Below are 24,737 nucleotides of genomic sequence, written 5' to 3' on the forward strand. Positions count from 1 at the left end.
CTCACGCCGCCAGCGGGTGGCGCGACCGGTGCGGCAGGGCACGGCCGTCGCCGTCGAACAGGTGCGTCGCCGACGGATCGATCGTCAGGCGGATCGCCTCGCCGGTGCGCACCGGGGCGCTGCCCTCGATCTGCGCCACCACGGTGGCGCCGTCCGCGACCGCCACGTGCGCCAGCGTCAGGCCGCCGAGGCGCTCGACGTGGCTGACCTCGCCGGCGAGCGCCCCGTCGGATCCGGGCTTGAGCGCCTCCGGGCGGATGCCGAGCGTCACGCCGGTGCCCGGCGCGGCGCGGGTGCCGTCCACCGGCACCACCACCTCGCCGCCGCCCGGCAGCGCCACCCGCACGCCGGCCGGATCGGCCCCCGTCGCGCGCACCGGCAGCAGGTTCATGCGCGGGCTGCCGATGAAGCCGGCCACGAACAGGTTCGCCGGGTGATGGTAGAGTTCGAGGGGCGAGCCGACCTGCTCGATGCGCCCGGCCTGCAGCACAACGATCTTGTCGGCCATCGTCATCGCCTCGACCTGGTCGTGGGTGACGTAGATCATCGTGGCCTTGAGGTCGCGGTGGAGCCGCGCCAGCTCGATCCGCATCTGGCCGCGCAAAGCCGCATCGAGGTTCGAGAGCGGCTCGTCGAACAGGAAGATCTTGGGGTGGCGCACGATCGCCCGGCCGATCGCGACGCGCTGGCGCTGGCCGCCGGACAGGTCCTTCGGCTTGCGGTCGAGATAGGCGTCGAGCTGGAGGATGCGCGAGGCCTCCGCCACCTTGGCGGCGCGCTCGGCCTTCGAGGCGCCGGCGAGCTTGAGGGCGAAGGCCATGTTGTCGCGCACGCTCATATGCGGATAGAGCGCGTAGGACTGGAACACCATGGCGAGCCCGCGATCGGCGGGGCCGACATCGTTGATGCGCGTCCCGTCGATGAACAGGTCGCCGTCGGTGATCTCTTCCAGGCCGGCGATCATCCGCAGCAGCGTCGACTTCCCGCAGCCCGACGGGCCGACGAAGACCGCGAATTCGCGGTCGGCGATGTCGAGATCGACGCCCTTGATGATCTCGGTGGTGCCGTAGCTCTTGCGCAATCCGCGCAGGCGAAGGGTTGCCATGGCGAAGGCTCCTACTTGACGGCGCCGAAGGTGAGGCCGCGCACCAGCTGGCGCTGCGACAGCCAGCCGAAGACCAGGATCGGCGCCACCGCCACCGTCGAGGCGGCGGACAGCTTGGCGAAGAACAGCCCCTGTGGGCTCGAGAACGAGGCGATGAAGGCGGTGAGGGGGGCCGCCGCCGACGAGGTCAGGTTGAGGCTCCAGAACGCCTCGTTCCAGCACAGGATCAGCGAGAGCAGGCCCGTCGAGGCGACCCCCGGGAGGGTCAGCGGCAGGAGCAGGTGCCAGACCTCGGCGCCGGTGCGCGCCCCGTCCATCCGTCCGGCCTCCAGGATGTCGTGCGGCACCTCCTTGAAGAAGGTGAACAGCATCCAGACCACGATCGGCAGGTTCATCAGCGTGTAGACGACGATGAGGCCGAACCGGGTATCGAGGAGGCCGAGGGTGCGGAACAGGAGGTAGATCGGCACCAGCACGCCCACGGAAGGCAGCATCTTGGTCGAGAGCATCCAGAGCAGCGTCGAGCGGGTGCGCTTCGTCGGGTGGAAGGCCATGACGTAGGCGGCCGGAATCGCGAGAGCGAGCGCCAATACCGTGCCGCCGACCGAGATGATCACCGAGTTGAGCGCGAAGGACAGGTAATCGGCCCGGGCCAGCACCTCGCCGTAGCTCTGGAGCGTCGGCGTGAAGGTGAGGGACGGGTTCACCGCCTCCGGCTCGCTCTTGAGGCTGGTGAGCAGCATCCACAAGAGCGGGAAGAACAGCACGAAGGCCGCGCCCCAGCCGAGAACCGCGATGCCGATGCGCTTCGGCAAGCTCTGCTTCACCATCCTACACCTCCAGCCGGCGCGCGATGGTGCGCACGAGGAAGAACGCCACGATGTTGGCGAGCACGATCGCCACCACGCCGCCGGCCGAAGCGCCGCCGACATCGTATTGCAGGAGGGCGCGGGCGTAGATCAGGAAGGCGAGGTTGGTGGTGGCGTTGCCGGGCCCGCCCGCCGTCGTCACGTAGATCTCGGCGAAGACGGTGAGCAGGAAGATCGTCTCGATCATCACCACCACGCTGATCGCCCGGGAGAGGTGCGGCAGCACGATGTAGACGAACTGCGCCACCGCGCCGGCCCCGTCCATCCGGGCGGCCTCCAGCTGCTCGCGGTCGAGGGATTGGACCGCGGTGAGCAGGATCAGGAGCGCGAAGGGCAGCCACTCCCACGACACGATCAGGATGACCGAGAGCAGGGGATACTCGGCGAACCAGTCGATGGCGGGGAGGCCCAGCGCCCGGGCCACGGCGCCGAAGACGCCGTAGATCGGGTGCATCATCAGGTTCTTCCAGATCAGCGCTGCCACCGTCGGCATGACGAAGAACGGCGCGATCGCGAAGAGGCGCGCGATGTTGCGGCCCGGGAACGGCTGGTCGAACAGCACCGCCAGCAGCGTGCCGCCGACCACGGTGATGATCAGCACCGCGCCGACGAGGACGAGGGTGTTGGTGAGCGAGGCCCAGAAATCCGGATCGGTGACCAGGAACTCGTAATTGTCGAGGCCCGCGAAGCCCGTCACCGTCGGGTCGAGCAGGTTGTAGCGCTGAAGCGAGAACCACACGGTCATCACCAGCGGCACGATCATCCAGATCAGCAGCACGGTGACCGAGGGGCCGATGAACGGCAGGCCGTTGAAGCGGCGCCCCTTGGCGGGGGCCGTGGTGGGCGTGGACATGGCCGTCTCCGCGCGGCGCCGGTCGGGTCGGGGCCGCCTTTGGTCGGCGGCCCCGGTCTCGCGAAGCGGGTCCTATTTCGGGTAGCCGGCCTGCCGCATCGTCCGCTCGGTCGCCGATTGCGCGGCCTTGAGCGCCGCGTCGATCGTCTGCTGGCCGGTGAGCGTCGCCGCCACGGTCTGGCCGACCTGGGTGCCGATGCCCTGGAATTCGGGGATCGCCACGAATTGCGCGCCGGTATAGGGGCGCGGGTTCCTGGTCTGGCCGTTCGGGTTGGCGCTGTCGATCGCCTTTAGGACGAAGCCCGCGAAGGGCGCGGCCTTCTGGTAGTCGGGGCTCTTGTAGGTCGATTCGCGGGTGCCCGGCGGCACCGCGACCCAGCCGTTTTCCTTGGCCACCATCTCGACATACGCCTTGCTGGTCGCCCAGGCGACGAAGGTCTTGGCGGCGTCCTTCTGCTTGGACGAGGCCGGGATGCCGAGGTTCCAGCTCCACAGCCAGGTCGGGCCGCCCTTGAAGCTGCCGGTCGGCATCGGCGCGAAGGCGACCTTGTCGGCGACCTGCGACTGCTTCGGGTCGTAGAGCAGGCCGGCCGCGACGGTGGAATCGATCCAGATCGCGCAGCGGCCGCTGGCGAACAGAGCCAGGTTCTCGTTGAAGCCGTTCGAGGTCGCGCCGGGAGGGCCGTAATTCTTCAGGACATCGGTGTAGTAGGTGAGCGCGTTCTTCCATTCCGGCGTGTCGATCGTGGTCTTCCAGCCCTCGCCGAACCACTGGCCGCCGAAGGTGTCGACCAGCGTGGTCACGTAGGCCATGTTCTCGCCCCAGCCCGGCTTGCCGCGCAGGCAGAGGCCGTAGGTCTGGCTGGCCTTGTCGGTGAGCTTGGCGGCGAAGCTCTTGATCTCGTCGTAGGTCGGCGCTGCCGGCATGGTCAGGCCGGCCTTGTCGAACAGGTCCTTGCGATAATAGGTCATCGCGCTCTCGCCGTAGAACGGCAGCGCGTAGAGCTTGCCGTCCCGGCTCACGCCTTCGCGGACGGTCTTGAGGATGTCGCCCGCGTCATAGTCGGCCGGCAGGCCGTCCATCGGCTCGAGCCAGTTCTGACGCGCCCAGATCGGCACCTCGTAATTGCCGATGGTCAGCACGTCGAACTGGCCGGCCCGGGTGGCGATGTCGGTGGTGACGCGCTGGCGCAGCACGTTCTCCTCCAGCACCACCCAGCGCAGCTTGATGTCCGGATGCGCCTTCTCGAAGGCCGAGGACAGCTTCTGCATCACCACCATGTCGCCGTTGTTGACGGTGGCGATGGTGAGCGTCGACTCGGCGAGCGCCGGGCTGCCGGCAAGGAGGGAAGCGGCGAGCAGCAGGGTTCGCGTCCGTGTCACGTCATGTCCTCCCGTCGTGCCGTTCCTCCCGCAGGGGACGGCCTTGTGCGCAATTGGTGAGGGTCCGGCGGGGTGGCGTCAAGCACGGAGCGCGGGCGGCCGTGTCGCGGCGTCCAGGGCGCGCGGGAGAGGATTTTGCGTTGTAGAGTTATAGCTCGACGGAGTGCCGAAGGGTAAGCTCTCCGCGGAGAGGTCTTTCGACGGTGAGGCGCGGGATTGTCCGGAGCGGGGGATGTGCCTCGTTTTGGAAATTCGGCGAGTATCGTCGGGCAAGGATAACCTCGCCGCAAAGCATCTCGCGAATCAGGAGTGGCGACATGCCTCCTGTAACCGTTCCAGGGGACGCCACCGATAGCCTCGATACGCCGGAGCGCATCGCCCACGAGCTGAACGCCATTCTCGAGGAAGCGGATCCCGCGCTTCTGGCCGTCGCACGCGGCGGCATTGCCAGGGCGCAGGGCATGACCCGGATCGCCAAGGCGATCGGCCTGTTGGCGGAAGCCCCGTACCGGACCCCGTCCGACAAGGGGAACCCGCAGCTCGCGACCCTGCTGGCCGTGCTCAACGCGCTCGGCCTGAGGCTGCCGTCGTGCCGGCGGCCGGGCCGGCCTGACGCGGCCGCCCCGACGGACGGTCACGCCGCCCGCCGCGCCGCCTCGTCCAGCGTCGCCTGGATGCCCTGACCGTAGAGCATCCCGAGCCATGCCGCGACCGGCTCCGCGAGGCGCGGGTCGTCGCCGAGCTCGCCGAAGAGCGGACGGATGCCGAGGAGCGGACGCGGATCCGGGCCGCCCTCGATCGCCTTCTCGCGCAGGAGCGCCGCCATCGGATGGCGCACCTCGATCGCGCCGCCGTTCTCGTCCTCGCCCCGCACCCGGCGCAGCCAGGCGGCGAGCGCCAGCGCCAGGAACGCGATGCTGCCGCCCTGCTCCAGCCGGCCGCGGATCGGGTCGACCAGGACGTTGAGCGGTGCGTCGGTGTTGACCCGTTCCACCGTGTCGCGGATCGCCGGGTTGGCGAAGCGCGCGACGAGGGTGCGCTTGTACTCGGCGAGGTCGATCCCCGGCACCGGCGGGACGGTCGGGCCGGTCTCGCGGTCCATCAGCGCCGTCATCACCGCGGCGATGCGCGGATCGGCCATCGCTTCGTCGATGGTGACGTAGCCGGCGAGCCGGCCGAGCCCCGAGACCGCGAGGTGGCTGCCGTTGAGGAGCCGCAGCTTCATGAACTCGTAGGGCGCCACGTCCTCGACGAACTGCGCCCCCACCGTCTCCCAGGCCGGACGCCCGGCGGGGAAGCGGTCCTCGATCACCCACTGGGTGAAGGTCTCGCTGAAGACCGGCCAGGCGTCGGCGAGACCGTGGCGCCTGGCCAGGGCCGCGACATCCGCCGGCGCCGTCACCGGGGTGATGCGGTCGACCATCGTCGAGGGGAAGGCGACCTCGGCGGCGATCCACGCGGCGAGACCGGGGTCGCGCAGCCGGGCGAGGGCCACCACCGCGTCGCGCAGCACGTCGCCGTTATGCTGGATGTTGTCGCAGGTGAGCGGGGTGAACGGCGCCCGGCCGGCTGCGCGCCGCCGCCGCAGGGCCTCGACGATGACCCCGACGGCGCTCCTCGGCCGCTCGGGCGCGGCGAGGTCGGCGCGGATCAGCGGGTGGTCGGGATCGAGCCGCTTCGTCGCCGGATCGAGGCAGTAGCCGTTCTCGGTCACCGTGAGGCTGACGATGCGGATCGCCGGATCGTCGATCGCGTCGAGGATTGCCGCGGTGGTCTCGCCCGCGAAGGCGATCCCGGCGAGCGACCCGATCACCGTCACGGTCTCGTCCGCGCCCTCGCGCTCGACGAGGGTGTAGAGCGCGTCCTGCGGCGCCAGCGCGTCGATCATCCGCCGGTCGCCCGGCATCAGCCCGACTCCGAGGATGCCGAAGGCGAGGGCGTCCGGGTCCCGCTCCATCAGGTCGTGGGTGTAGCGGGCCATGTGCGCCCGGTGGAACCCGCCGAGCCCGAGATGGACGATGCCCGCCCGCACCCGCGCCACGTCGTAGCCGGGCGCCCGGACGCTCGGCGCGAGGGACGCCAGCGTGGCGCGGCTGAGGGATACGGGGGCGCGGTCTGTGCTCATGGTCTGGCTCGGGCTCGCGTCGGGCGCAGGGCGCCCTCGATGGCTTCTGATTAGTGCGCGGCTACGGCAGCGTCGATGGTGGGGGCGGCCGATCGAGCTTTTCCGGGCCGTGCGCGACGCCGCGGGGGCGTGGCGTCGGCCTGGAAGGCGGCGCAGGCCGGATAGCCCGTCACGGCTCATGACCGCCTCGTGGTCCGGGACCGGGAGGCCCCATGCGCGGTGCCGGCGCCCACGCGCCTCGATCTCCTGTGGCATCCGCCCCCTGGCCCGCGCCCTTGGCCGGGACGTCCGGCGCGGGCGGGCGGACGGGGTCGCCCTGACCGAACTGGGGTTCGTCGCGCGGGCGGCGGATGGCGGGCTGTCGAGCGAGGCGGACGGGGTCGCCACGACGATCAGGATCGCCGCGTAGGGTGCGCTCATCCTGAACCCGCGTCCTGCCCCGCCTCCTCCCGCATGGCCGCGAGCCCCAGGCGGACGTGGTCGCGAAACAGCCGCACCCGGGCCGGCAGCTCGCGCCCGGCGAGGCTGACGGCGCGGAGCACCCCGCCGCGGCTCGCCCAGTCCGGCAGCACCGGCACCAGGGCGCCGTCCTTGAGCGCCCGGGCCGCCACCAGGCTCGGAATGTGGCCGATCCCGGCCCCGGCCCGGGTCAGCCGCAGCACCGTGGCGTAATCGGTGGCGCGGACCGCAGGCCGGGCGCTGATCTGGCCCTCCCGGCCCTGGCCGTCGGAGAGCCGCACCGGCGCGGAGCCCAGGCGCTCGCGCGACAGGATCAGGTCGTGGTCGGGGAGGGCGTCGAGGGAGGCCGGCGCGCCCCGCGCGGCGAGGTAGGCCGGGGCGGCGTAGAGGCCGATCACCAGGCTCGCCAGGACCGGGGCGCGGTAGCCGCCATCCTGCCCCTCGCCGCTGCCGAGGCGGAGCGCCAGGTCGATGCGGTTGGCGGCGAGGTCGAGCCGCGTGTCGGTGATGAGGAGGTCGATCGTGACCTGCGGGTAGCGCGCCCGGAAGGACGCGACGAGGTCGGGCATCACCTCGATGCCGAAATCGATCGAGGTGGTGACCCGCAGATGGCCGCGGGGCAGGGTGCGGGCGTCCCGCGCCGTCTCCAGCGCCCCGTCGAGGAGCGCGAGGCTCTCCTGCGCCTTGGCGTGGAAGGCCAGCCCCTCGACCGTCGGCGAGACCGCCCGCGGCGTGCGGGCGAGCAGGGTGACGCCGAGTTCCTGTTCCAGCCGCGAGACCCGGCGGCTGATGCTCCCCTTGGTTTCCCCCAGGATTTCCGCCGCCTGGGTCACAGTTCCGTGATCGACGACGGCACAAAACGCCCGCACATCGGAGAGCGCACCCCGGAAGGTTTCCGATCCAACAACCATGTGTCCCGGTTTAGCTGTCTTACGCCCGCGACGGAACCGGCTTAATCCGACCGCCGCAAGACGGGTTGCGGATGCCCTGATCGCAGGCCCGCCCGCCCCCGCCGTTACGGAGTGTTCTCGTGAAGCTGTCCGTCCTCGCCCTCGGCCTCGCCGCCGGTCTCGCCCTCGCCGCCCCGGCCAGCGCCCAGGCGACCCGCGACCCCGCCCAGATCCAGGCGGGCACCTACACGGTCGATCCGGGCCACACCCAGGCGCTGTTCACGGTCAACCATTTCGGCTTCTCGCCCTATACGGGCATCTTCTCGGACGTCTCGGGCACCCTGGAACTGCAGCCGGCCAAGCCCGCCGAGAGCCGCCTGAAGGTCACCATTCCGGTGAAGTCGCTCTACGCGCCGAGCCAGCACATGACGGACTCGCTGAAGAGCGACAAGTGGCTCGACGCCACCCAGTTCCCGGAGATGACCTTCACCTCGACGAAGATCACGCCCGAGGGCAAGGACAAGGCGAAGGTCGCCGGCGATCTCACCCTCCACGGCGTGACCAAGCCCGTGATCCTCGAGGTGACGCTGGTCGGGGCCGGCACCAACCCGATCAACAAGAAGGCCACCGTCGGCTTCGAGGCCAAGGGCACGCTCAAGCGCTCGGAATTCGGCGTGAAGACATTCGTGCCGGCCGTCAGCGACGAGGTCCAGCTGACCCTGCACGGCGCCTTCGAGCGCAAGGACCAGTGAACCGGAACGCCGGAGGTTTTTGAACCATGCACACGGTCGCGACACCCCGCCGCTACACCCTCGTGGCGATCGTGCTGCACTGGCTGATCGCTCTCGGCATCCTGGCCCTGCTGGGCCTCGGCCTCGCGATGACGCGGGGCTCCCTGTCGCCGATGGATCGCTTCGCGTTCTACCAGTGGCACAAGTCGGTCGGCCTCACGGTGCTGGGGCTGATGGTCCTTCGCGTCGCGTGGCGCCTGTTCCGGGCGCCGCCGCCGTTGCCAGAGACGATGCCGAAGGCCGAGCGGCGGGCGGCGGGCGCGGCGCACCTGGCGCTCTACGGGCTGCTGCTTGCCATGCCGCTCGTCGGCTGGGCGATGGTCTCGGCCTCGCCCTACAACATCCCCACGGTGCTCTACGGGGTGATCCCGTGGCCGCACCTGCCGGTCCTGCCCGAATTGCCCAACAAGGCGGCGGTCGAAGGCGTGCTGAAGCTCGTGCACAGCTACGGCGCCTGGCTGCTGATCGCCCTGCTCCTCCTGCATGTCGGCGCGGCCCTGCGCCATCACCTCGCGCTGCGCGACGACACCCTGTGGCGGATGCTGCCCCTGGTGCCGCGCCCGGGTGCGAAACCCGAGGTTTCCTCGCGATGACCCTCCTTCGCCTCGCCCTCGCCCTCGGCCTGTCCGCCGCGTCTCTCGCTGCCGCGCCTCGCGCCGCGCAGGCCGCCGACTGGGCCGTCGATCCGGGAAAGAGCCGCATCGGCTTCTCGGGCGTCCAGGTCGGCGCCCCGTTCAAGGGCCGGTTCACCCGCTACGACGCGCAGATCAGCTTCGATCCGGCGAAGCCCGAGGCCGGCAGGGCCGTGGTGCTGATCGACCTCACCAGCGCCGACACCGGCGACAAGCAGCGCGACGAGGCCCTGCCGCAGCCCGACTGGTTCAATGCGAGCAAGGACAGGCAGGCCCGCTTCGAGGCGACCCGCTTCGTCGCGAAGGGCGGCGACGCCTACGACGCGATCGGCACCTTGACGATCCGCGGCATGCGCAAGGACGTGACCCTGCCGTTCACGCTGACGGTCTCGGGCGGCACCGCCCACGCGATCGGCCATCTCGACCTCGTGCGCACCGATTACGGCGTCGGCCAGGGCCCCTGGGCCGATGGCGGGATGGTCGCCCTGCAGGTCGGGGTCGATATCGACGTGACGGCGACCGCGAAGACGGGCGGGTGACGGCTCGATGGGACGGGGACCGCTTGATCGATCCCCATCCCGGCCACCCTCGCAGAGCCTGTTTGATCGGGCGGACGGCGTTTCACGTCCTCCCGGTCATCCTGGGGCCGCGCAGCGGAACCCGGGATCCATATTGCTGAGGATGCAGGACAAGGCGGAACGCTGCCGGCCGTATCCGGTATCGTCGGGCGCTGCTCCAAGTTTTTGATCGTGCCGCATTTTCTGCGACGAACCGGCATCGACTTCGTCGGAAAATGCTCGCGCCACGGCCGGGGCATCCTGTGCGAGAGGGGCTTGCCCGGACGACTGCGAAAGCCAACTTGGTTACGTTGTAGAGCGCTCGCATTCCCTTGCGCTCCGACCCACCCTCGCTGAGCTATGGCAGATCGACCTCCCCCGAAAGCCATCCCACCGGATGACAGCTTGTTTCATCCGTTTGTCCCAGACGTCGCGCACAGGACGACGGGTGAGATTCTCGCGCATCCCGATTATGCGCGGATCCGGCCGCTCTACATCGCGAAGATCAACGCGAACAATGCGGCCGACAAGTTCCCGGGAGGCTGGCCTGCAGCGGCTTACCGCTACACGGCAGTCTGCGTGATCGTGAAAGTGTACGCGGGCTTCGAGCCCGACGACCGGTCGACGTGGCCGACGCTGGCGAAAGTCAAAGAGACGGCGAGCGCCTTCGGGCAATCCAGCCACCGTCAGCTCGACGATGTGGTGGGCCGTCTGGTCGCGACGGGCCACATCATCCTGGAATGCCCGGCCGCCGACCGCCGGCTCCGCTTCCTGCGCCCGACGGAAAAGCTGCTCGCATGGGATCGCGAGCAGCTCTGCGCCTATTACGACATCCTCCAGCTCCTCTACCCTGACTCGGCTTACGACATCGCCACGCGGCGCGATTCCGTCTTCCATCTCGCGCACCGCCGTTGCGCCCCCAAGATAATGACGCCGATCATCAGGAATTTTCTGCAGCAAAATCACAAATTCTTGCCATTTCTGCAGATGAACCACGGCGCGAACGTGATGAGAAACCTGGCGCTGGCCGCATCTCTGAATCCGGAGAATCCGATCAGAGAAACCGAATTTGTTGGCTCAATGATGAAGCTCGGAGTGTCTCGATCGCATATCCGCAATATAATTACTTTGGCAAACGAGAGCGAAATGGTCGTTCGATCCGGAGGGCGGCAAAAGTTGCTCGATATGACGCCACTCGGGTTCAAGATTATCGATCGTTTCATCGGTGATACGCTTTCCTCGCATGACTTGAGCTTCAACCTGGCGAAGAATTGGCTTGAAAAAAATCATCCCGTGAAGTCGGAGCAACACATCTGAGGAGGGTCACGGCCGGTGCCGGGACGACGGCGAGCGTGCGAAGGACCGGAAGGTTTCGCGGCCTCGCGCTCGCCTGCCGTGTCGGGCCCGCTTGACCGCCGGCGCCCGGCGGCGGATGACCGCCCCCCGTTCCCGGCCAGCGTGCTCCCCCGATGATCGTCCGCCCCCGCCCCGGCGCCCTCGCGATCCTGTTCGCGCTGCGCGGGTCGATCCTGCCGCAGATCGCCCCGCGGGTGATCGGGATCACGGCGATCGCCTGCCTGGTCGTGGCGACGGAGCAGGGCTGGTCCCGCTCGATCCCGCTCCATGCCGGGATCGGCCCGTTCACGCTGATCGGCCTCGCCCTGTCGATCTTCCTCAGCTTCCGCAACAACGCCTGCTACGACCGCTGGTGGGAGGCCCGGAAGGTCTGGGGCGCCCTGATCGTCGAGGCCCGCGGCCTCGCCCGCCTGCTCGCGGCCCTGCTGCCGGAGGAGGACGGGGAGCGGCGCCGGCGCTGCCTCGAGCGGCTGGCCGGCTTCACCCACGCGCTCCATGCCCGCCTGCGCGGCCGGGACGCCGCCGCCGCGGCCACCCCCTTCCTGCCGGAGGCCGAGCGCGGGCGCCTCTCGGCCTGCGCCAGCCCCGCCGACGCGGCGCTCACCGGCCTCGCGGTCGATCTCGCCGGGGCCTTGCGGGCCGGCGCCTTGAGCGATGTGTCGTTCGGGCTGATCGAGCAGAAGCTCGCCGGGCTGTCGGGGGTGCAGGCGGCCTGCGAGCGCATCCAGGGCACGCCCTTGCCCTTCGCCTACACGCTGCTCCTCTACCGCACCGCCTGGCTCTACTGCCTGCTGCTGCCGTTCGGGCTCGCCGAATCCCTCGGGTGGGGCACGCCGGTGGCGACCGCCCTCGTCGCCTACACGTTCTTCGGCCTCGACGCGCTCGGCGACGAGCTGGAGGAGCCGTTCGGCTCGGCCGCCAACGACCTGCCCCTCGACGCGCTCGTGCGCGTCGTCGACGGGGTGGTGCAGGATGCCCTGGGCAAGCCGGTGCCGCCGCCCCTCGATCCCGAGCGGTACTGGCTGCGCTGAGCGCAGCCGCTACTGGCTCGGCATGGTGAGGACGAGCGGCCCGTTGCGGGTCGCCACCACGGTGTGCTCGTACTGCACCGTCAGCGCCTGCGGCCGGCTGTAGAGGGTCCAGGGGTCGTCGTCGGCGTTCTCGGCGAAGTCGGCGCCGAGCGACAGGAACGGCTCCACCGTGAAGACCAGCCCCTCGGTCATGATCCGGCGCTCGGAGGCGTCGGGCCAGGTCGCGATCTCGGTCGGCTCCTCGTGCAGCGAGGCGCCGATGCCGTGGCTCGCGAGGTTGCGCACCAGGGTGTAGCCGTTCTTGTGCGCGAAGGCGCCGACCGCCCGGCCGATGCCGGCGAGCGGCTTGCCCGCCCCGACCTGGCGCAGGCCGGTCCACATCGCCCGGCGCCCGTCCCGGCACAGCCGCTCGACCGCCCGGGTCACCGGCGGCACCGCGAAGGAGGCGCCGGTGTCGGAGAACCAGCCGTCCTTCTCGGCCGAGACGTCGATGTTGACGAGGTCGCCCGGCGCGATCCGCCGCCCGCCCGGGATGCCGTGGGCGATCTCCTCGTTGACGCTGATGCAGGTCGCGCCGGGAAAGCCGTAGACCGTCTCCGGCGCCGAGCGGGCGCCCTCCCGCTCCAGGTGGTCCCGCCCGATCCGGTCGAGCTCGGCCGTCGTCATGCCGGGTTCGATCGCCCGGCCCATGATCTCCAGCGCGTCGGCGACGATGCGGCCGATCCGCCGGAGGCTCTCCAACTCGTCGTCGCTCGACACCGTCATCACGTCGTCCCCCGCGCGGCCGGGCCGCAAGCACGCGCGCGCTTGTGCCATCGCGGCGGGGGCGGGCAAAGCCCCGGGCGGGGCTCCCGTCCGATCTGCCGTACGAATCGAACGCACATCTCCCTTCTCCCCAGTGGGAGAGGGGCCGGAGGTGAGGGAGCGACGGTCCTGGATAACGCTCGAACTGTCGTGCTGGCAGGGAGAGGATCCCGCGCCCGTTATCCACGACGACGCTTCAGACAGAAGTCGCGTCAGCCCCCCACCAGCGCCCGCGTCAGCGCACTGTCCGGCTCACCCAAGCCGGCGATGACGCTGAAATGGTGGGTTCCCACGATCTCGTGCGCCTCCGTCCGCGCCCCGAGACCATGCCAGATCGTCGGCAGCAACAGGTTCTGCCGGCGGAATTCCGGCAATTCGTCACCCCCGGCGACGGCGATCAGCCGGGCGCCCGGGCGGGGCGCGTGCAGGGCGGGGCTCTCGGCCCGGGCCTCCTCCGCATCGAGGCGCAGGACGTCGTTCATCCGCGTCGGGAGGAGGGGGCGCAGGTCGTGGACGCCGCTGATCGAGACCGCGCGCCCGATCCGCCCGGCGCAGGCGAGGGCGACGTCGGTGCAGAGCATCCGGGTGACGAGGTGGCCGCCGGCGGAATGGCCCGAGAGGTGGATCGGCCCCGCCACCTCGGCGCCCGCCCGGTCGAGGAAGGCGGCGATCTCGGCGGTGATGCCGGAAAGCCGCGCCTCCGGGCAGAGGGTGTAGCTCGGCAGCGCCACGGCGAAGCCGTGGGCCAGCGGCCCGGCGGCGAGGTGCGACCAGACCGAGCGGTCGAAGGCCTTCCAGTAGCCGCCATGGACGAACACCGCGAGGCCGGCGGGCGCGCCCTCGGGCAGGAACAGGTCGTAGGCATGGCGCGGGCCGGCGCCGTAGGGCAGTCCGAGCCGGGCACGCCCCCGTGCCGACAGGCGCTCCCGGAATTCCGAGGCGGCCTCGCTCCAGCGCGCCGGGTAGGCCTTGGCGTCGGGGATCGCGCCCACGTTGTCGTAGGCGCGGTCGAGGTCGCTCAAGCCCCCGTCGGTGGTCCAGGTCGGGGCCTGCATCACGCGGCGTCCGGCACGATCGCGGTCGCCTCGATCTCGACGAGGGCGCCGGGCTCGACGAGATCGGCGACGCCGACCAGCGCCATGGCGGGGAAGTGGCGGCCCATCACCCGGCGGTAGACCGGCCCGAGTTCGGCGAGCGAGGCGCGGTAGGTGTCGACGCTGCGCACGTACCAGGTGAGCCGCGCGACATGCTCCGGGCCGGCGCCGGCCTCGCCCAGCACGGCGAGGATGTTGCGCAGGATCTGCTCGACCTGGGGGATGAAGCCCTCGGCCAGCACCTCGTTCTCGTCCCAGCCGATCAGGCCGCCGGTCATCACCACCGTGCCGCGGCCGGCCATACCGTTGGCGTAGCCTCTCGGCTTCTTCCAGCCCGGGGGCTGGAGGGTGGAGAGGGCGGGAGCCTCAGGGCGGAGCGGGATCGGGCTGGCGGTCATGCGGTCTCTCCCTGGATGGCTGCGGCCTCCGCCTCGGCCTGCCGGCGCAGGGCGAAGCGTTGCAGCTTGCCGGATTCGGTCTTGGGCAGGCTCGGCACGTAATGCAAAGCCCGCGGGTACTTGTAGGGCGCGAGGTCGTTCTTGACGTGGTCCTGCAATGCCTTGGTCAGCGCCTCGGTCTCGGCGAAGCCCGGGTTCAGCACCACGTAGGCCGCGACGATGCGGCCGCGCTCGGGGCAGGGCGCCGCGACGACGCCGACCTCCGCCACCGCCGGATGGGCGAGCAGGCTCGCCTCCACCTCCGGCCCGGCGATGTTGTAGCCGGCCGAGACGATCATGTCGTCGTTGCGGGCCTGGAACCAGAAATAGCCGTCCTCGTCCTCAAGGTAGGTGTCGCCGGTGACGTTCCAGCCGTTCTGCACGTAGACGGTCTGGCGCTCGTCGGCGAGGTAGCGGCAGCCGATCGGCCCGCGCACCGCGAGCCGCCCCGGCACCCCGGGCGGGCAGGGCTTGCCCTCGGCGTCGATCACCCGGGCCTCGTAGCCCGGGACCGGCCGCCCGGTGGCGCCGGGGCGAATCTCGTCCTCGGGCGAGGCGATGAAGATGTGCAGCATCTCGGTCGCCCCGATGCCGTCCATCAGCTTGAGGCCGGTCGCCTTCAACCAGGCGTGCCAGGTCGGCGCCGGCAGGGTCTCGCCGGCCGAGACGCATTTGCGCAAGGACGACAGGTCGTGCCGGCCGATCAGCCCGAGCATCGCCCGGTAGGCGGTGGGGGCGGTGAACAGGATCGTGGCGCGGTAGCGCTCGATCGCCGCCGCGAGGTCGGCCGGCCCCGCCTTCTCGAGCAGCACCGCCCGGGCGCCGACCCGGAATGGAAACAGCACCAGGCCGCCGAGGCCGAAGGTGAAGGCCAGCGGCGGCGAGCCGATGAACACGTCGTCCTCCGTCGCCTGAAGCACCTCGCGGCCGTAAGCGTCGCAGATCACCAGGAGGTCGCGCTGGTAGTGGATCGTCGCCTTCGGCAGGCCGGTGGTGCCGGAGGTGAAGCCGAGCAGGCACGGATCGTCGGCTCGGGTCTGCGGCGGCGCGAAGCGGTCAGAGGCGTGGGCCAGGAGGTCGCCCAGCTCGCCCCCGGCGGTGCCGCGCCAGGTGACGACCCGCACCGGCTCATCTCGCCCTTCCGCCGCCTTCGCCATCTCGTCGATCAGGCCGGCATCGCAGAGGGCCAGCGGGATGCGCGCCTTGTCGAGGATCTGAGTCAGTTCCTTGGCGCGCAGGAGCGGCATCGTCGCGACCACGATGCCGCCCGCCTTGATGATCGCCAGATAGAGCGCGACCTTGGTCGGGTTGTTGGCCGAGCGCAGCAGCACACGCCCGCCCGGGACGAGGCCGAGTTCGTCGACCAGGACGTTGGCCATCCGGTCGATCTGGCGCTTCAGCTCGGCATAGGTCCAGGTCACGTCCGGGCCGACGAGCGCCACCCGCTCGCCGCGCCCTTCCGCGACGTGCCGGTCGACCAGCTCGACGGTGGCGTTCAGGTGCTCGGGGTAGCCGAGCCGGTCGAGGTTGACGAAGTCCGGCATCCGGTCCGGCGGCGGCAGGTTGTCCCGCACGAAGGTGTCGGGCCGCCGAGTCCACGGGCTGCCGCCGGGGCGGGGACCGGTCTGCACGGGAGGCGTGACCGCCGAGATCTCCGGCATTGGCGTCCCCGGTTCATGAGCGTTCTGCACGGCAGCCTCCATCGGACGAACCTCCCCTCAGGCGAGAATCTGGCGGGCGATGACGAGCTTCTGGACCTCGGTGGCGCCCTCGTAGATCCGCAGCGCCCGGATCTCGCGGTAGAGCGTCTCCGGCACCGAGCCGGAGCGGACGCCCTCGCCGCCATGGAGCTGCACCGCCCGGTCGATCACTTCCTGCGCCGCTTCCGTCGCCACCATCTTGGCCATCGCGGCCTCGCGGGTGATGCGCGGTGCGCCGGAATCCCGGGTCCAGGCGGCGCGGTAGACGTGGAGCGCCGCCGAATCGATCGCCGTCGCCATCTCGGCGAGGCTGGTCTGGGTCAGCTGCATCGCGGCGAGCGGCGCCCCGAACAGTTTTCGCGATTGCGCGCGGTGCAGGGAAGAATCGAGGGCGCGGCGGGCGAAGCCGAGCGCTGCGGCGCCGACGGTCGAGCGAAAGACGTCGAGCGTCGCCATCGCGACCTTGAATCCGGCTCCCGCCTCGCCGATGCGGTTCTCGGCCGGCACGTGGCAATTCTCGAAGCGGAGGCGCGCCAGCGGATGGGGGGCGATGGTGTCGAGGCGTTCCGCGATCGTCAGGCCGGGCGTGTCCGCCGGCACGCAATAGGCCGAGAGGCCGCGCGCGCCCGGCGCCTCGCCGCTGCGGGCGAAGACGACGTAAGTGTCGGCGATGCCGCCATTCGAGATCCAGGTCTTCTCGCCGTCGAGCCGTACCGTGCCGTCGGGCATCGGCACCGCCGAGAGCGCGATTTGGGCCACGTCCGAGCCGGCTTCCGGCTCGGTCAGCGCGAAGGCGGCGATGCGGCGGCCCGCCCGCACCCCCGGCAGCACCGCCTCGCGCTGCGCGTTCGTGCCGGCGAGCGTCAGCGCCCCGGTACCGAGTCCCTGCATGGCGAAGGAGAAGTCGGCGAGCCCGTCATGGCGCGCGAAGGTCTCGCGCAGGAGGCAGAGCGCCCGCACGTCGAAGCGCCCGTCCTCCGGGGCCGCGAAGCGAAGAAAGCCGGCCTCGCCGAGGGCCGCGACGAGGCGCCGGCACGACCCGTCGACGTCGTGGTGGTCGACGAGGGCGGGCACCGTGCGGGCGGCCCAGTCGTCGGCCTGCGCGGCGAGGTCGCGGTGGCGCGGTTCGAAGAACGGCCAGTCGAGGAAGCTGCGGTCGGGCATCTCAATTGCCCTCGAAGACCGGCTTGGTCTTGCCGGCGAAGGCCTCGAAGGCGCGGCGGAAATCCTGGGTCTTCATGCACAGCGCCTGGGCCATCGCCTCGGCGTCGATGGCGGCGTCCACCCCCATCGCCCATTCCATGTGCAGCATCCGCTTGGTCAGGCCGTTGGCGTAGGCCGGGCCCTGCACCAGGGCGCGGGCGGTCTCGCGGGCCGCAGCCAGGGCGTCTCCCGCCGGGACCAGGCGGTTGAAGAAGCCCCAGCGCTCGCCCTCCTCGGCGCTCATGAAGCGGCCGGTATAGAGAAGCTCCGATGCCCGGCCCTGGCCGACGATCCGGGGCAGGATCGCGCAAGCGCCCATGTCGCAGCCGGCCAGGCCCACCCGGTTGAACAGGAACGCCACCTTGGCGCCCGTGCCCGCCACCCGCAGGTCGGAGGCCATGGCGATGATGGCGCCCGCTCCGGCGCAGACGCCCTCGACCGCCGCCACGACCGGTTGCGGGCAGGCCCGCATCTCCTTGACGAGGTCGCCGGTCATCGTCGTGAAGGCGTGGAGGTCGGCCGCCCCCATGGTAGTCAGCGGCTCGATGATCTCGAACACGTCGCCGCCGCTGGAAAAGTTGCCGCCGGCACCGGTGACGATCACCGCCGTCACGCCCTCCTCGAACCGCAGGGCCCGGAAGGTGTCCCGCAGTTCGGCGTAGCTCTCGAAGGTCAGCGGGTTCTTCTTCTCCGGCCGGTTCAACGTCACGGTCGCGATGCCGTCCTCGATCGCGAAGCCGAAATGCTGCGGCGTGAAGCCCTCGAGCGGGGCCGCGATCGCGTTCTGGCGCCTCATGGTGCCTCCCTGGCGTTTCTGCTTTGGCTTTTCGGGATTGCCGCCCGGCCGTACCGAGGCCTTGAGGGCGGAGAGCTGGGTCGAGAGGGCTTCCTGCTCGGCGGGACCGAGGGCGCCGACGAGTTCCGCGATCCAGTCGGCATGCGCCCGGGCCATCTCGGCGAAGACGGCGCGCCCCTGCGGCGTCAGGCGCACCTGCACCGCCCGACGGTCGGCTTCCGAGACCTGGCGGTCGATCAGCTCCTCCTGGGCCAGCCGTTCGACGAGGCCGGTGACGTTGCCGTTCGAGACCATCATCCGGCGCGACAGCTCGCCGAGCTGGATGCCGTCGGGGGCGCGCTCGAGCTGTGCCATCAGGTCGAAGCGGGGCAGGGTGGTGTTGAAGCGGTCGCGCAGGCGGCGGCGGATCTCCGCCTCGATGGTGTTGGCGGTGGTGAGCAGGCGCAGCCACAGCCGCAACTCGGTGCGGTGGGCGGGAATCTCCACGGGGAATTCGGCGGGCGCGTTCACAGCTCGCCTCCCGCCACCGCGACGGCCTGGCCGGTGACGGCGCCGGCGCCCGGTCCTGCGAGCCAAAGGACCGCGTCCGCCACCTCCTCTGGGCGGATCAGGCGGCCCATCGGGTTGTGGCGGGTGAACTCGGTCAGGAGGTCGTCGCGGTTGCGGCCGGTCCTGGCCTCCAGCCCGCCGATGGCGCTCCCGACGAGGTCGGTGTCGGTGAAGCCGGGGCAGACCGCGTTGACGGTGATGCCAGCGCCGGCCAGTTCCAGCGCCAGCGCCCGGGTCAGCCCGACCACCGCGTGCTTGGCGGCGCAATAGGCACCGACATAGGCGTAGCCCTTCAGCCCGGCGGTGGAGGCGACCGAGACGATCCGCCCCCCGCCTTGCGCCTTCATGCCGGGCACGACAGTGCGGGCCGCCACCAGCACCGGTTCCAGGTTGAGCGCCATCATCCGCCGCAGGGTTTCGACGTCGCTGCGAGCGAGCGGCGCGGTCTCGGCCCCGCCGGCATTGTTGACCAGCACCGCCACAGGGCCGGCCTGCTCGGCGGCCTCCTTCAGGGCGCGCTCCAGGGCGGCCGCATCGGTGACGTCGGCCGCGACGGCGTGGGCGGCGCCGAGTTCGGATTGCGCCTGCGCGGCACTCTCCGGCGTGCGGCCGAGCACGGTCACCCGCTCCCCCGCCGCCACGAAACCCGCCGCGATCGCCCGCCCGATGCCGCGGGCGGCGCCGGTGACGAGGACGTGGCGGGGAGGGGAGGACGAGTGGGTCATGGATATTTCAACCTTAAAGGATTTGGGCGCGGGTGTTTCCGGATCGGGCGCTTCCCCTCCCCAGGCGATCTCGGGCTTGCCCGAGATCGCTGCAAGTTGTGAGGGAGGGGAAGGAGCTACACCGCCACCCTGAGCGGGCTCACCTTGCCCGCCACCGCGAACCCGGCCTTGCCGGCGTACCCCCCGACGATCGCCTGGCGTTCGGCGTGGCTCAGCACGTCCTCGATCCGGGAGAACCCCGCCGGGGCCCGCTTCTCGACCTCGTCGATCACCCGCTCCGGCCCGCCCTTGCGGTTGAGGAGCACGATCTCGGCGGTCTTCGGCCGGCGCTCGGCCTCGTAGGACGCGAGCGCCTGCATCGGGTGCTCGGCGCTTGCCAGCGCGTCGCCGAGCGCCCGCGCGTCGAGGATCGCCTGCGAGGCGCCGTTCGAGCCGACCGGGTACATCGGGTGGGCGGCATCCCCCAGGAGCGTTACCCGGCCGTGGGTCCAGCGCGGCAGCGGATCGCGGTCGCACATCGGGTATTCGAAGATCTGCGGCGTCGCCTCGACGAGGGCGGCGAGGTCGAAATCCGGCAGGGCGAAGCGCCTTGCGTAAGGCAGCACCTGCGAGCGGTGGGCGGGGCGCGACCAGCTCTCCTTCGGCGGCGGCGACACCTTCCCGTCCGCCATCTTCACGAACACCACCCAGTTCATCAGCTGGTGCCCGTTCCCGGCCTCGGCGATCGGGTAGAGGACGCATTTGGCGCCCATGCCGCCGCCGATCGCCATGGTGCGGCCGTCGCCCCAGGGCGCCCATTCGGTGGCGCCGCGCCACATCAGCACCCCGTCCCAGCGCGGCGGACCCTCGTTGGGGAAGAATGTCTTGCGCACCACCGAGTGGATGCCGTCGCAGGCCACCAGCACGTCGCCCCGCACCGTGCGGCCGGCGTCACCCTTGAGCGAGTCGGTGAAGTGGGCGGTGACCCCGCCCTCGTCCTGCAGGAAGCCCGAGAGCGCGAGGCCGGTCTGCACCGCGTCGGGTCCCAGCCGCTCGCGCACCGCGTCGTAGAGGACGGCCTGGAGGCGCCCGCGATGGATCGAAAATTGCGGCACCGGATGGCCGGCATCGATCCCGCGCGGCTCGCGCCACACCTCCTGGCCCTGGCGGTTGTAGTAGGCGAGTTCCTTCGTGCGGATCGCCACCCGGTCGAGGGCCGGCAGCAGGTCGAGCTCGGCGAGTTCCCGAATGGCGTGCGGCAGGGTGTTGATGCCGACCCCGACCTCGCGCACCTCCGAGGCCTGCTCGTAGAGCGTGGCGCGGATGCCGCGCCGGTGGAGCATCAGGGCGGTGGCGAGGCCGCCGATCCCGGCGCCGACGATGATGACGCGCATCGCCTCACTCCGCGTCCGGGGGCGGCAGGAAATCGACCTCGTGCTTGGCCGAGATCGCCACCACGTCGGCCGGGTTGGCCTGCGGCCCGAGATTGTGCAGGGCCCAGAACAGGTCGTAGAGGCGGCGGGCCGGCGAGACCCAGAACACGCACTTCACATCCGCGTCCGAGCGGTTGAACAGCCCGTGCGGCTGGCCCCGCGGCAGCCGGACCGTGTCGCCCGGCTCGGCCACGCTCTCCTGCCCGTCGAGAACGGCGGTGAGGCGCCCTTGCAGGATGTACAGGAACTCATCCTGCGTCGGATGGATATGCGGCGGCACGAAGGTGCCCGGCGGGAAGGTGGCGTGCCAGGACAGCGAGCTCTCGGAGTGCTGCTTGGGCACGTAGATCTGCCCGAGGATGTTCCAGCGCACGCCCTCGATGCCCTCACCGGCGCGGGTGATGCCTGCGGTCATGGGGGTCATGGACGAACTCCTTTACGAGACTTGATCTGACGACGGCCGCTCATCTCCCTCCCCCGCAGAGGGGGGAGGGTTGGGGGCGGTGCGAATCCTTCACACATGAAGGAAACGGTCCTTCACCTCCGGCGCCTGCCGGAGCGCCGCGCTGGTGCCGGTCCAGACCACGCGGCCCTTCTCGATCACCACGTGGCGGTCGGCGAAGCGGGCCAGGGCATCGACGTTCTTGTCGATCACCAGGATCGCCTCGCCCTCGTCCTTGATCGCCCGCAGGCAGGCCCAGATCTCCTCGCGGATCAGCGGCGCCAGCCCCTCGGTGGCCTCGTCGAGGACGACGAGGCGCGGATTGGTCATCAGCGCCCGGCCGATCGCCAGCATCTGCTGCTCGCCGCCCGAGAGCTGGTCGCCGCCGTTGCGCCGCCGCTCCTTCAGGCGTGGAAACAGACGGTAGACCGCGTCGAGAGTCCACTTGGCCCCTCGCCCGCCGCGATGGGTGGCGACGAGGTTCTCCTCGACCGAGAGGGTCGGGAAGACCTGCCGCCCCTCCGGCACCAGCCCGAGGCCGCGCCGGGCGACGAGGTGCGAGGGCCGGCCGGCCATGTCCTCGCCGTCGATCAGGATCCGGCCGGCCCGGGGCTTGAGCAGACCGAAGATCGACTTCACCGTGGTGGTCTTGCCCATGCCGTTGCGGCCGAGCAGCGTCACCACCTCGCCCTTGGCGACCGACAGGTCGATCCCGAACAGGATGCGGGAATCGCCGTAGGCGCTCTCCAACCCCTCGACGGTGAGCATCAGGCCGCCTCCTCCTCGCCGAGATAGGCAGCGCGCACCGCGGGATCGGTGCGGACCGCGTCGGGCGCGCCGCTGGCGATGACGCGCCCGTAGACCAGCACGCTCATCCGGTCGGCGAGCGCGAACACCGCCTCCATGTCGTGCTCGATCAGCACGATGGTGTGGGTGGCTTTCAATTCGCGCATCAGCCCGACCAGGATCGCCGATTCCTCCGGCCCGGTCCCGGCGAGCGGCTCGTCGAGGAGAAGCAGGCGGGCGTTCGTCGCGAGCGCCACCGCCAGTTCGAGCTGGCGCTTCTCGCCGTGCGACAGGCTGCCGGCCCGGCGCGAAGCCCGGTCGGCGAGGCCGACGCGGCCGAGCGCCACCATCGCTTCGTCGTTGAGCCGGGTCTCGCGCGCGGCGGGGCGGAAGAAGCGGAAGCTCGAGCCGGAGCCGGCCTGGACCGCGAGCGCCACGTTCTCCAGCACCGAGAACCCGTCGAGGATCGAGGTGATCTGGAACGAGCGGGCGAGGCCCCGGCGTACCCGCGCCACCATCGGGAGTGCCGTCACGTCCTCGCCCGCGAGATGCACGGTACCGGAATCGCTGGCGAGGCTGCCCGAGAGCTGGTGGATCAGCGTGGTCTTGCCGGCGCCGTTCGGGCCGATGACGGCGTGCAGCTCGCCCGACGCCACGTCGAGGCTCACGTCGTCGGTGACCCGCAGGGCGCCGTAGGACTTGCGCAGGTTCCGGACGCTGAGGAGCGGGGTCGTCACGCGCGCCTCCCGATCTTCGCCGCGAGCCCCGCCAGGCCGCCGCGGGAGAGGAGCACCACCGCGACCAGCATCAGCCCGAGGCCGAGGCGCCAATGGTCGGAATAGTGTGCCAGCACCTCTTCGAGGGCGATCAAGGCGGCGGCCCCGACGACCGGCCCGACCAACGTGCCCATGCCGCCGAGCACCACCATGACGATCAATTCGCCCGAGCGCTGCCAGCTCATGTAGGCGGGCGAGACGAACTCGGCTTGGTTCGCGAGCAGCACCCCGGCGAGGCCGGCGATGGCCCCGGCGATGACGTAGGCGGTGAGCCGGTAGGGCAGGGGCGAGAAGCCGATCGCCTGCATCCGCACCGCGTTGTCGCGGCTGCCGCGCAGGACCCGGCCGAAGCGCGAGGCGACGACGCGGCGAAGCGTCAGCAGCGCGACCGCCAGCACGGCCAGCACGAGATAGAACAGGGCCGGATCGCCCTCGATCAGCCGCATCCCGAACAGGGTCGAGCGGCCCGACAGCGGCAACCCGTCGTCGCCGCCGTAAGCGGCGAGCGAGACCATGAAGAAATACGCCATCTGCCCGAAGGCCAGCGTGATCATGATGAAGTAGACGCCGCGGGTGCGAAGCGAGATCGCCCCGGTGACGAGGGCGAAGAGGGCGCACACGAGAGCCGCCACCGGTGCCTGGATCGCGAGGTCGCGGATGCCGTGGGCGTCGAGGATGCCGACCGCGTAGGCGCCGAGACCGATGAAGGCGGCGTGGCCGAACGACACCATCGCGCCGTAGCCGAGCACGAGGTCGAGGGAGAGGGCGGCGAGCCCGAAGATCATCATCCGGGTCGCGGTGACGACCAGGAAGGGCAGGCCGGCGGCCTCCGCCGCGACCGGCAGGGCGGCGAGCGCCGCCAGGACCAGCCCGGCCAGCGCCGTGCCGGAGAGCGCGGCTCGGCGCCGGGGCGCCTCGGCGGTGATGCGGGCGGCCAGGGTGGTCATCGGGCACCCCGCGCCGGGAACAGGCCGGACGGCCGGAAGAACAAAACGGCGGCCATCAGGATGTAGATCAGCATCGGGGCCAGCGTCCGCCCGGTCTGCGAGGCGGCGGAGGCGTCCATCACGCTGCGCAGCAGGATCGGCCCGAAGGTGCGCCCGAGCTGGTCGGCGAGGCCGACGAGGAGACCGGCCACGAAGGCGCCCCGCACCGATCCGACGCCGCCGATGACGATGACCACGAAGGTCAGGATCAGCACCGAATCGCCCATGCCGGGATCGACCGAGAGGATCGGCGCCACCATCGCGCCGGCGAATCCCGCCAGCATCGCGCCGAGGCCGAACACCACCAGGAACAGCCGGCGGATGTCGACGCCGAGTGCCGCCACCATCGGGCCGTTGCTGGCCCCGGCGCGCAGCCGCATGCCGAGCCGGGTGTGGTTGACGAGGAGGTGGAGGCCGAGCGCCGTCGCGAGGCCGGCGGCGATGATCGCGACCCGGTAGAGCGGGTAATGCAGGGTGCCGACGAGCCGGACCGAGCCCGACAGGGCGTCCGGCACCGGCACGCTCATCGGCGCGGCGCCCCAGACGATCCGCACGCCCTCGTTGAGGATCAGGATCAGCCCGAAGGTGGCGAGCACCTGGTCGAGGTGGTCGCGTCCGTAGAGGTGGCGCACCACCAGGACTTCGAGCGCGAGGCCGAACACGAGCGTCGCCGGCAGCGCCAGCAGAAGCCCGAGGCCGAAGCTGCCGGTGGCGGCGGTCAGCGTCGCCGCGAGATAGGCGCCGATCATGTAGAGGGCGCCGTGGGCGAGGTTGATGAGGTCCATCACCCCGAAGATCAGCGTCAGCCCCGCCGCCACCAGGAACAGCAGGATGCCGAGCTGGACGCCGTTCAGCGCCTGGATCAGGAACAGGTTGAGCATGGCGCGATCGGCTCGTGCGAGGTTTGCCCTGCGGCGGCTGCCACACTCCGCGTCATCCCGGGTTCCGCTTGCGCGGCCCTGGGATGACGTGGAGT

The 24,737-nt window shown here is 70.8% G+C and carries 26 protein-coding genes and 1 pseudogene; 7 read left to right on the forward strand and 20 right to left on the reverse strand.

Annotated elements, in window-relative coordinates; all coding sequences use genetic code 11:
• Window position 1 precedes the first annotated feature (1 nt).
• The 4 genes from G4G93_RS02575 to G4G93_RS02590 all read right to left on the reverse strand — a co-directional run bounded on the left by G4G93_RS02575 (window position 2) and on the right by G4G93_RS02590 (window position 4,210).
• Window positions 2-1,105: an ABC transporter ATP-binding protein gene (locus G4G93_RS02575; RefSeq protein ID WP_165080851.1), complete on the reverse strand. Its 1,104-nt coding sequence runs from the start codon at window positions 1,103-1,105 to the stop codon at window positions 2-4.
• Between the two features lie 11 nt (window positions 1,106-1,116).
• Window positions 1,117-1,935, reverse strand: coding sequence for a carbohydrate ABC transporter permease (locus G4G93_RS02580; protein ID WP_206289434.1), 819 nt, complete (start codon window positions 1,933-1,935; stop codon window positions 1,117-1,119).
• Window position 1,936: 1 nt separating this feature from the next.
• Window positions 1,937-2,827: a carbohydrate ABC transporter permease gene (locus tag G4G93_RS02585; protein WP_165080855.1), complete on the reverse strand. Its 891-nt coding sequence runs from the start codon at window positions 2,825-2,827 to the stop codon at window positions 1,937-1,939.
• A gap of 72 nt (window positions 2,828-2,899) precedes the next feature.
• Window positions 2,900-4,210 carry an ABC transporter substrate-binding protein gene (locus tag G4G93_RS02590; protein WP_395410327.1) on the reverse strand — a complete coding sequence of 437 codons (1,311 nt, stop codon included), beginning with the start codon at window positions 4,208-4,210 and terminating at the stop codon, window positions 2,900-2,902.
• Window positions 4,211-4,527: 317 nt separating this feature from the next.
• On the opposite strand from G4G93_RS02590, the gene G4G93_RS02595 reads away from it, so the two are divergent.
• On the forward strand, window positions 4,528-4,893 hold the full coding sequence (locus G4G93_RS02595) for an addiction module antidote protein (RefSeq protein WP_165080857.1): 366 nt from the start codon (window positions 4,528-4,530) through the stop codon (window positions 4,891-4,893).
• Here the strand turns inward: G4G93_RS02595 and G4G93_RS02600 are convergent.
• Window positions 4,845-6,335 (reverse strand): mannitol dehydrogenase family protein, encoded by a 1,491-nt coding sequence (locus tag G4G93_RS02600; protein ID WP_165080859.1) that lies wholly within the window; start codon window positions 6,333-6,335, stop codon window positions 4,845-4,847. The two genes, G4G93_RS02595 and G4G93_RS02600, sit on opposite strands and share 49 nt — an antisense overlap.
• Before the next feature lie 178 nt (window positions 6,336-6,513).
• Between G4G93_RS02600 and G4G93_RS02605 the strand changes: the two genes are divergently transcribed.
• Window positions 6,514-6,744, forward strand: coding sequence for a hypothetical protein (locus G4G93_RS02605; protein WP_246736473.1), 231 nt, complete (start codon window positions 6,514-6,516; stop codon window positions 6,742-6,744).
• A gap of 7 nt (window positions 6,745-6,751) precedes the next feature.
• Here G4G93_RS02605 and G4G93_RS02610 read toward each other — a convergent pair whose 3' ends face one another.
• Window positions 6,752-7,627, reverse strand: coding sequence for a LysR substrate-binding domain-containing protein (locus G4G93_RS02610; RefSeq protein ID WP_395410332.1), 876 nt, complete (start codon window positions 7,625-7,627; stop codon window positions 6,752-6,754).
• 197 nt (window positions 7,628-7,824) lie between these two features.
• Between G4G93_RS02610 and G4G93_RS02615 the strand changes: the two genes are divergently transcribed.
• From G4G93_RS02615 to G4G93_RS02635, 5 genes are all read left to right on the forward strand, one after another.
• Window positions 7,825-8,436 carry a YceI family protein gene (locus G4G93_RS02615; RefSeq protein WP_165080863.1) on the forward strand — a complete coding sequence of 204 codons (612 nt, stop codon included), beginning with the start codon at window positions 7,825-7,827 and terminating at the stop codon, window positions 8,434-8,436.
• A 26-nt stretch (window positions 8,437-8,462) separates the two neighbouring features.
• A complete protein-coding gene (locus tag G4G93_RS02620) occupies window positions 8,463-9,068 on the forward strand; it encodes a cytochrome b (protein ID WP_165080865.1) in 606 nt (201 codons plus the stop codon).
• Complete coding sequence (locus G4G93_RS02625) at window positions 9,065-9,646, forward strand: YceI family protein (RefSeq protein ID WP_165080867.1); 582 nt, start codon at window positions 9,065-9,067, stop codon at window positions 9,644-9,646. Before G4G93_RS02620 ends, G4G93_RS02625 begins: the two co-directional genes overlap by 4 nt.
• Window positions 9,647-10,069: 423 nt before the next feature.
• Window positions 10,070-10,981 (forward strand): hypothetical protein, encoded by a 912-nt coding sequence (locus tag G4G93_RS02630; RefSeq protein WP_246736474.1) that lies wholly within the window; start codon window positions 10,070-10,072, stop codon window positions 10,979-10,981.
• A 152-nt stretch (window positions 10,982-11,133) separates the two neighbouring features.
• Entirely contained in the window at window positions 11,134-12,051 is a 918-nt protein-coding gene (locus tag G4G93_RS02635; protein ID WP_165080871.1) for a bestrophin family protein, read from the forward strand.
• 9 nt (window positions 12,052-12,060) lie between these two features.
• On the opposite strand, the gene map is transcribed toward G4G93_RS02635, so the two are convergent.
• From map to G4G93_RS02700, 14 genes and pseudogenes are all read right to left on the reverse strand, one after another.
• Window positions 12,061-12,816, reverse strand: coding sequence for a type I methionyl aminopeptidase (gene map / locus G4G93_RS02640; protein WP_165080873.1), 756 nt, complete (start codon window positions 12,814-12,816; stop codon window positions 12,061-12,063).
• Window positions 12,817-13,067: 251 nt separating this feature from the next.
• Window positions 13,068-13,910 carry an alpha/beta hydrolase gene (locus G4G93_RS02645; protein ID WP_165080875.1) on the reverse strand — a complete coding sequence of 281 codons (843 nt, stop codon included), beginning with the start codon at window positions 13,908-13,910 and terminating at the stop codon, window positions 13,068-13,070.
• Window positions 13,910-14,347 carry a RidA family protein gene (locus tag G4G93_RS02650; RefSeq protein ID WP_165080877.1) on the reverse strand — a complete coding sequence of 146 codons (438 nt, stop codon included), beginning with the start codon at window positions 14,345-14,347 and terminating at the stop codon, window positions 13,910-13,912. Before G4G93_RS02650 ends, G4G93_RS02645 begins: the two co-directional genes overlap by 1 nt.
• Entirely contained in the window at window positions 14,344-15,930 is a 1,587-nt protein-coding gene (locus G4G93_RS02655; RefSeq protein WP_246736521.1) for an AMP-binding protein, read from the reverse strand. The genes G4G93_RS02650 and G4G93_RS02655 overlap by 4 nt, the downstream gene beginning before the upstream one ends.
• A gap of 174 nt (window positions 15,931-16,104) precedes the next feature.
• Window positions 16,105-17,250 carry an acyl-CoA dehydrogenase family protein gene (locus G4G93_RS02660; protein ID WP_165080881.1) on the reverse strand — a complete coding sequence of 382 codons (1,146 nt, stop codon included), beginning with the start codon at window positions 17,248-17,250 and terminating at the stop codon, window positions 16,105-16,107.
• Window position 17,251: 1 nt separating this feature from the next.
• Window positions 17,252-18,085, reverse strand: coding sequence for an enoyl-CoA hydratase family protein (locus G4G93_RS35470; RefSeq protein ID WP_206289494.1), 834 nt, complete (start codon window positions 18,083-18,085; stop codon window positions 17,252-17,254).
• Window positions 18,086-18,109: 24 nt separating this feature from the next.
• Window positions 18,110-18,595: pseudogene (locus G4G93_RS35475) on the reverse strand (MarR family winged helix-turn-helix transcriptional regulator); the annotation flags it as partial.
• Window positions 18,592-19,359, reverse strand: a complete 768-nt coding sequence (locus G4G93_RS02670) for an SDR family NAD(P)-dependent oxidoreductase (RefSeq protein WP_165080885.1) — start codon at window positions 19,357-19,359, stop codon at window positions 18,592-18,594. The gene G4G93_RS02670 and the pseudogene G4G93_RS35475, both read right to left, overlap by 4 nt.
• Before the next feature lie 116 nt (window positions 19,360-19,475).
• On the reverse strand, window positions 19,476-20,732 hold the full coding sequence (locus G4G93_RS02675; RefSeq protein ID WP_165080887.1) for a flavin-dependent oxidoreductase: 1,257 nt from the start codon (window positions 20,730-20,732) through the stop codon (window positions 19,476-19,478).
• A gap of 4 nt (window positions 20,733-20,736) precedes the next feature.
• Window positions 20,737-21,195, reverse strand: a complete 459-nt coding sequence (locus G4G93_RS02680) for a cupin domain-containing protein (RefSeq protein WP_091752641.1) — start codon at window positions 21,193-21,195, stop codon at window positions 20,737-20,739.
• A gap of 90 nt (window positions 21,196-21,285) precedes the next feature.
• On the reverse strand, window positions 21,286-21,981 hold the full coding sequence (locus tag G4G93_RS02685; protein WP_165080889.1) for an ABC transporter ATP-binding protein: 696 nt from the start codon (window positions 21,979-21,981) through the stop codon (window positions 21,286-21,288).
• Complete coding sequence (locus G4G93_RS02690; RefSeq protein ID WP_165080891.1) at window positions 21,981-22,736, reverse strand: ABC transporter ATP-binding protein; 756 nt, start codon at window positions 22,734-22,736, stop codon at window positions 21,981-21,983. The genes G4G93_RS02685 and G4G93_RS02690 overlap by 1 nt, the downstream gene beginning before the upstream one ends.
• Window positions 22,733-23,722, reverse strand: a complete 990-nt coding sequence (locus G4G93_RS02695; RefSeq protein WP_165080893.1) for a branched-chain amino acid ABC transporter permease — start codon at window positions 23,720-23,722, stop codon at window positions 22,733-22,735. The genes G4G93_RS02690 and G4G93_RS02695 overlap by 4 nt, the downstream gene beginning before the upstream one ends.
• Window positions 23,719-24,642: a branched-chain amino acid ABC transporter permease gene (locus G4G93_RS02700; protein WP_165080895.1), complete on the reverse strand. Its 924-nt coding sequence runs from the start codon at window positions 24,640-24,642 to the stop codon at window positions 23,719-23,721. The genes G4G93_RS02695 and G4G93_RS02700 overlap by 4 nt, the downstream gene beginning before the upstream one ends.
• Between the last annotated feature and the right edge of the window lie 95 nt (window positions 24,643-24,737).

This window comes from Methylobacterium sp. DB0501, from assembly GCF_011043735.1.
In the GTDB taxonomy this organism is placed as follows: Bacteria; Pseudomonadota; Alphaproteobacteria; order Rhizobiales; family Beijerinckiaceae; genus Methylobacterium; species Methylobacterium alsaeris.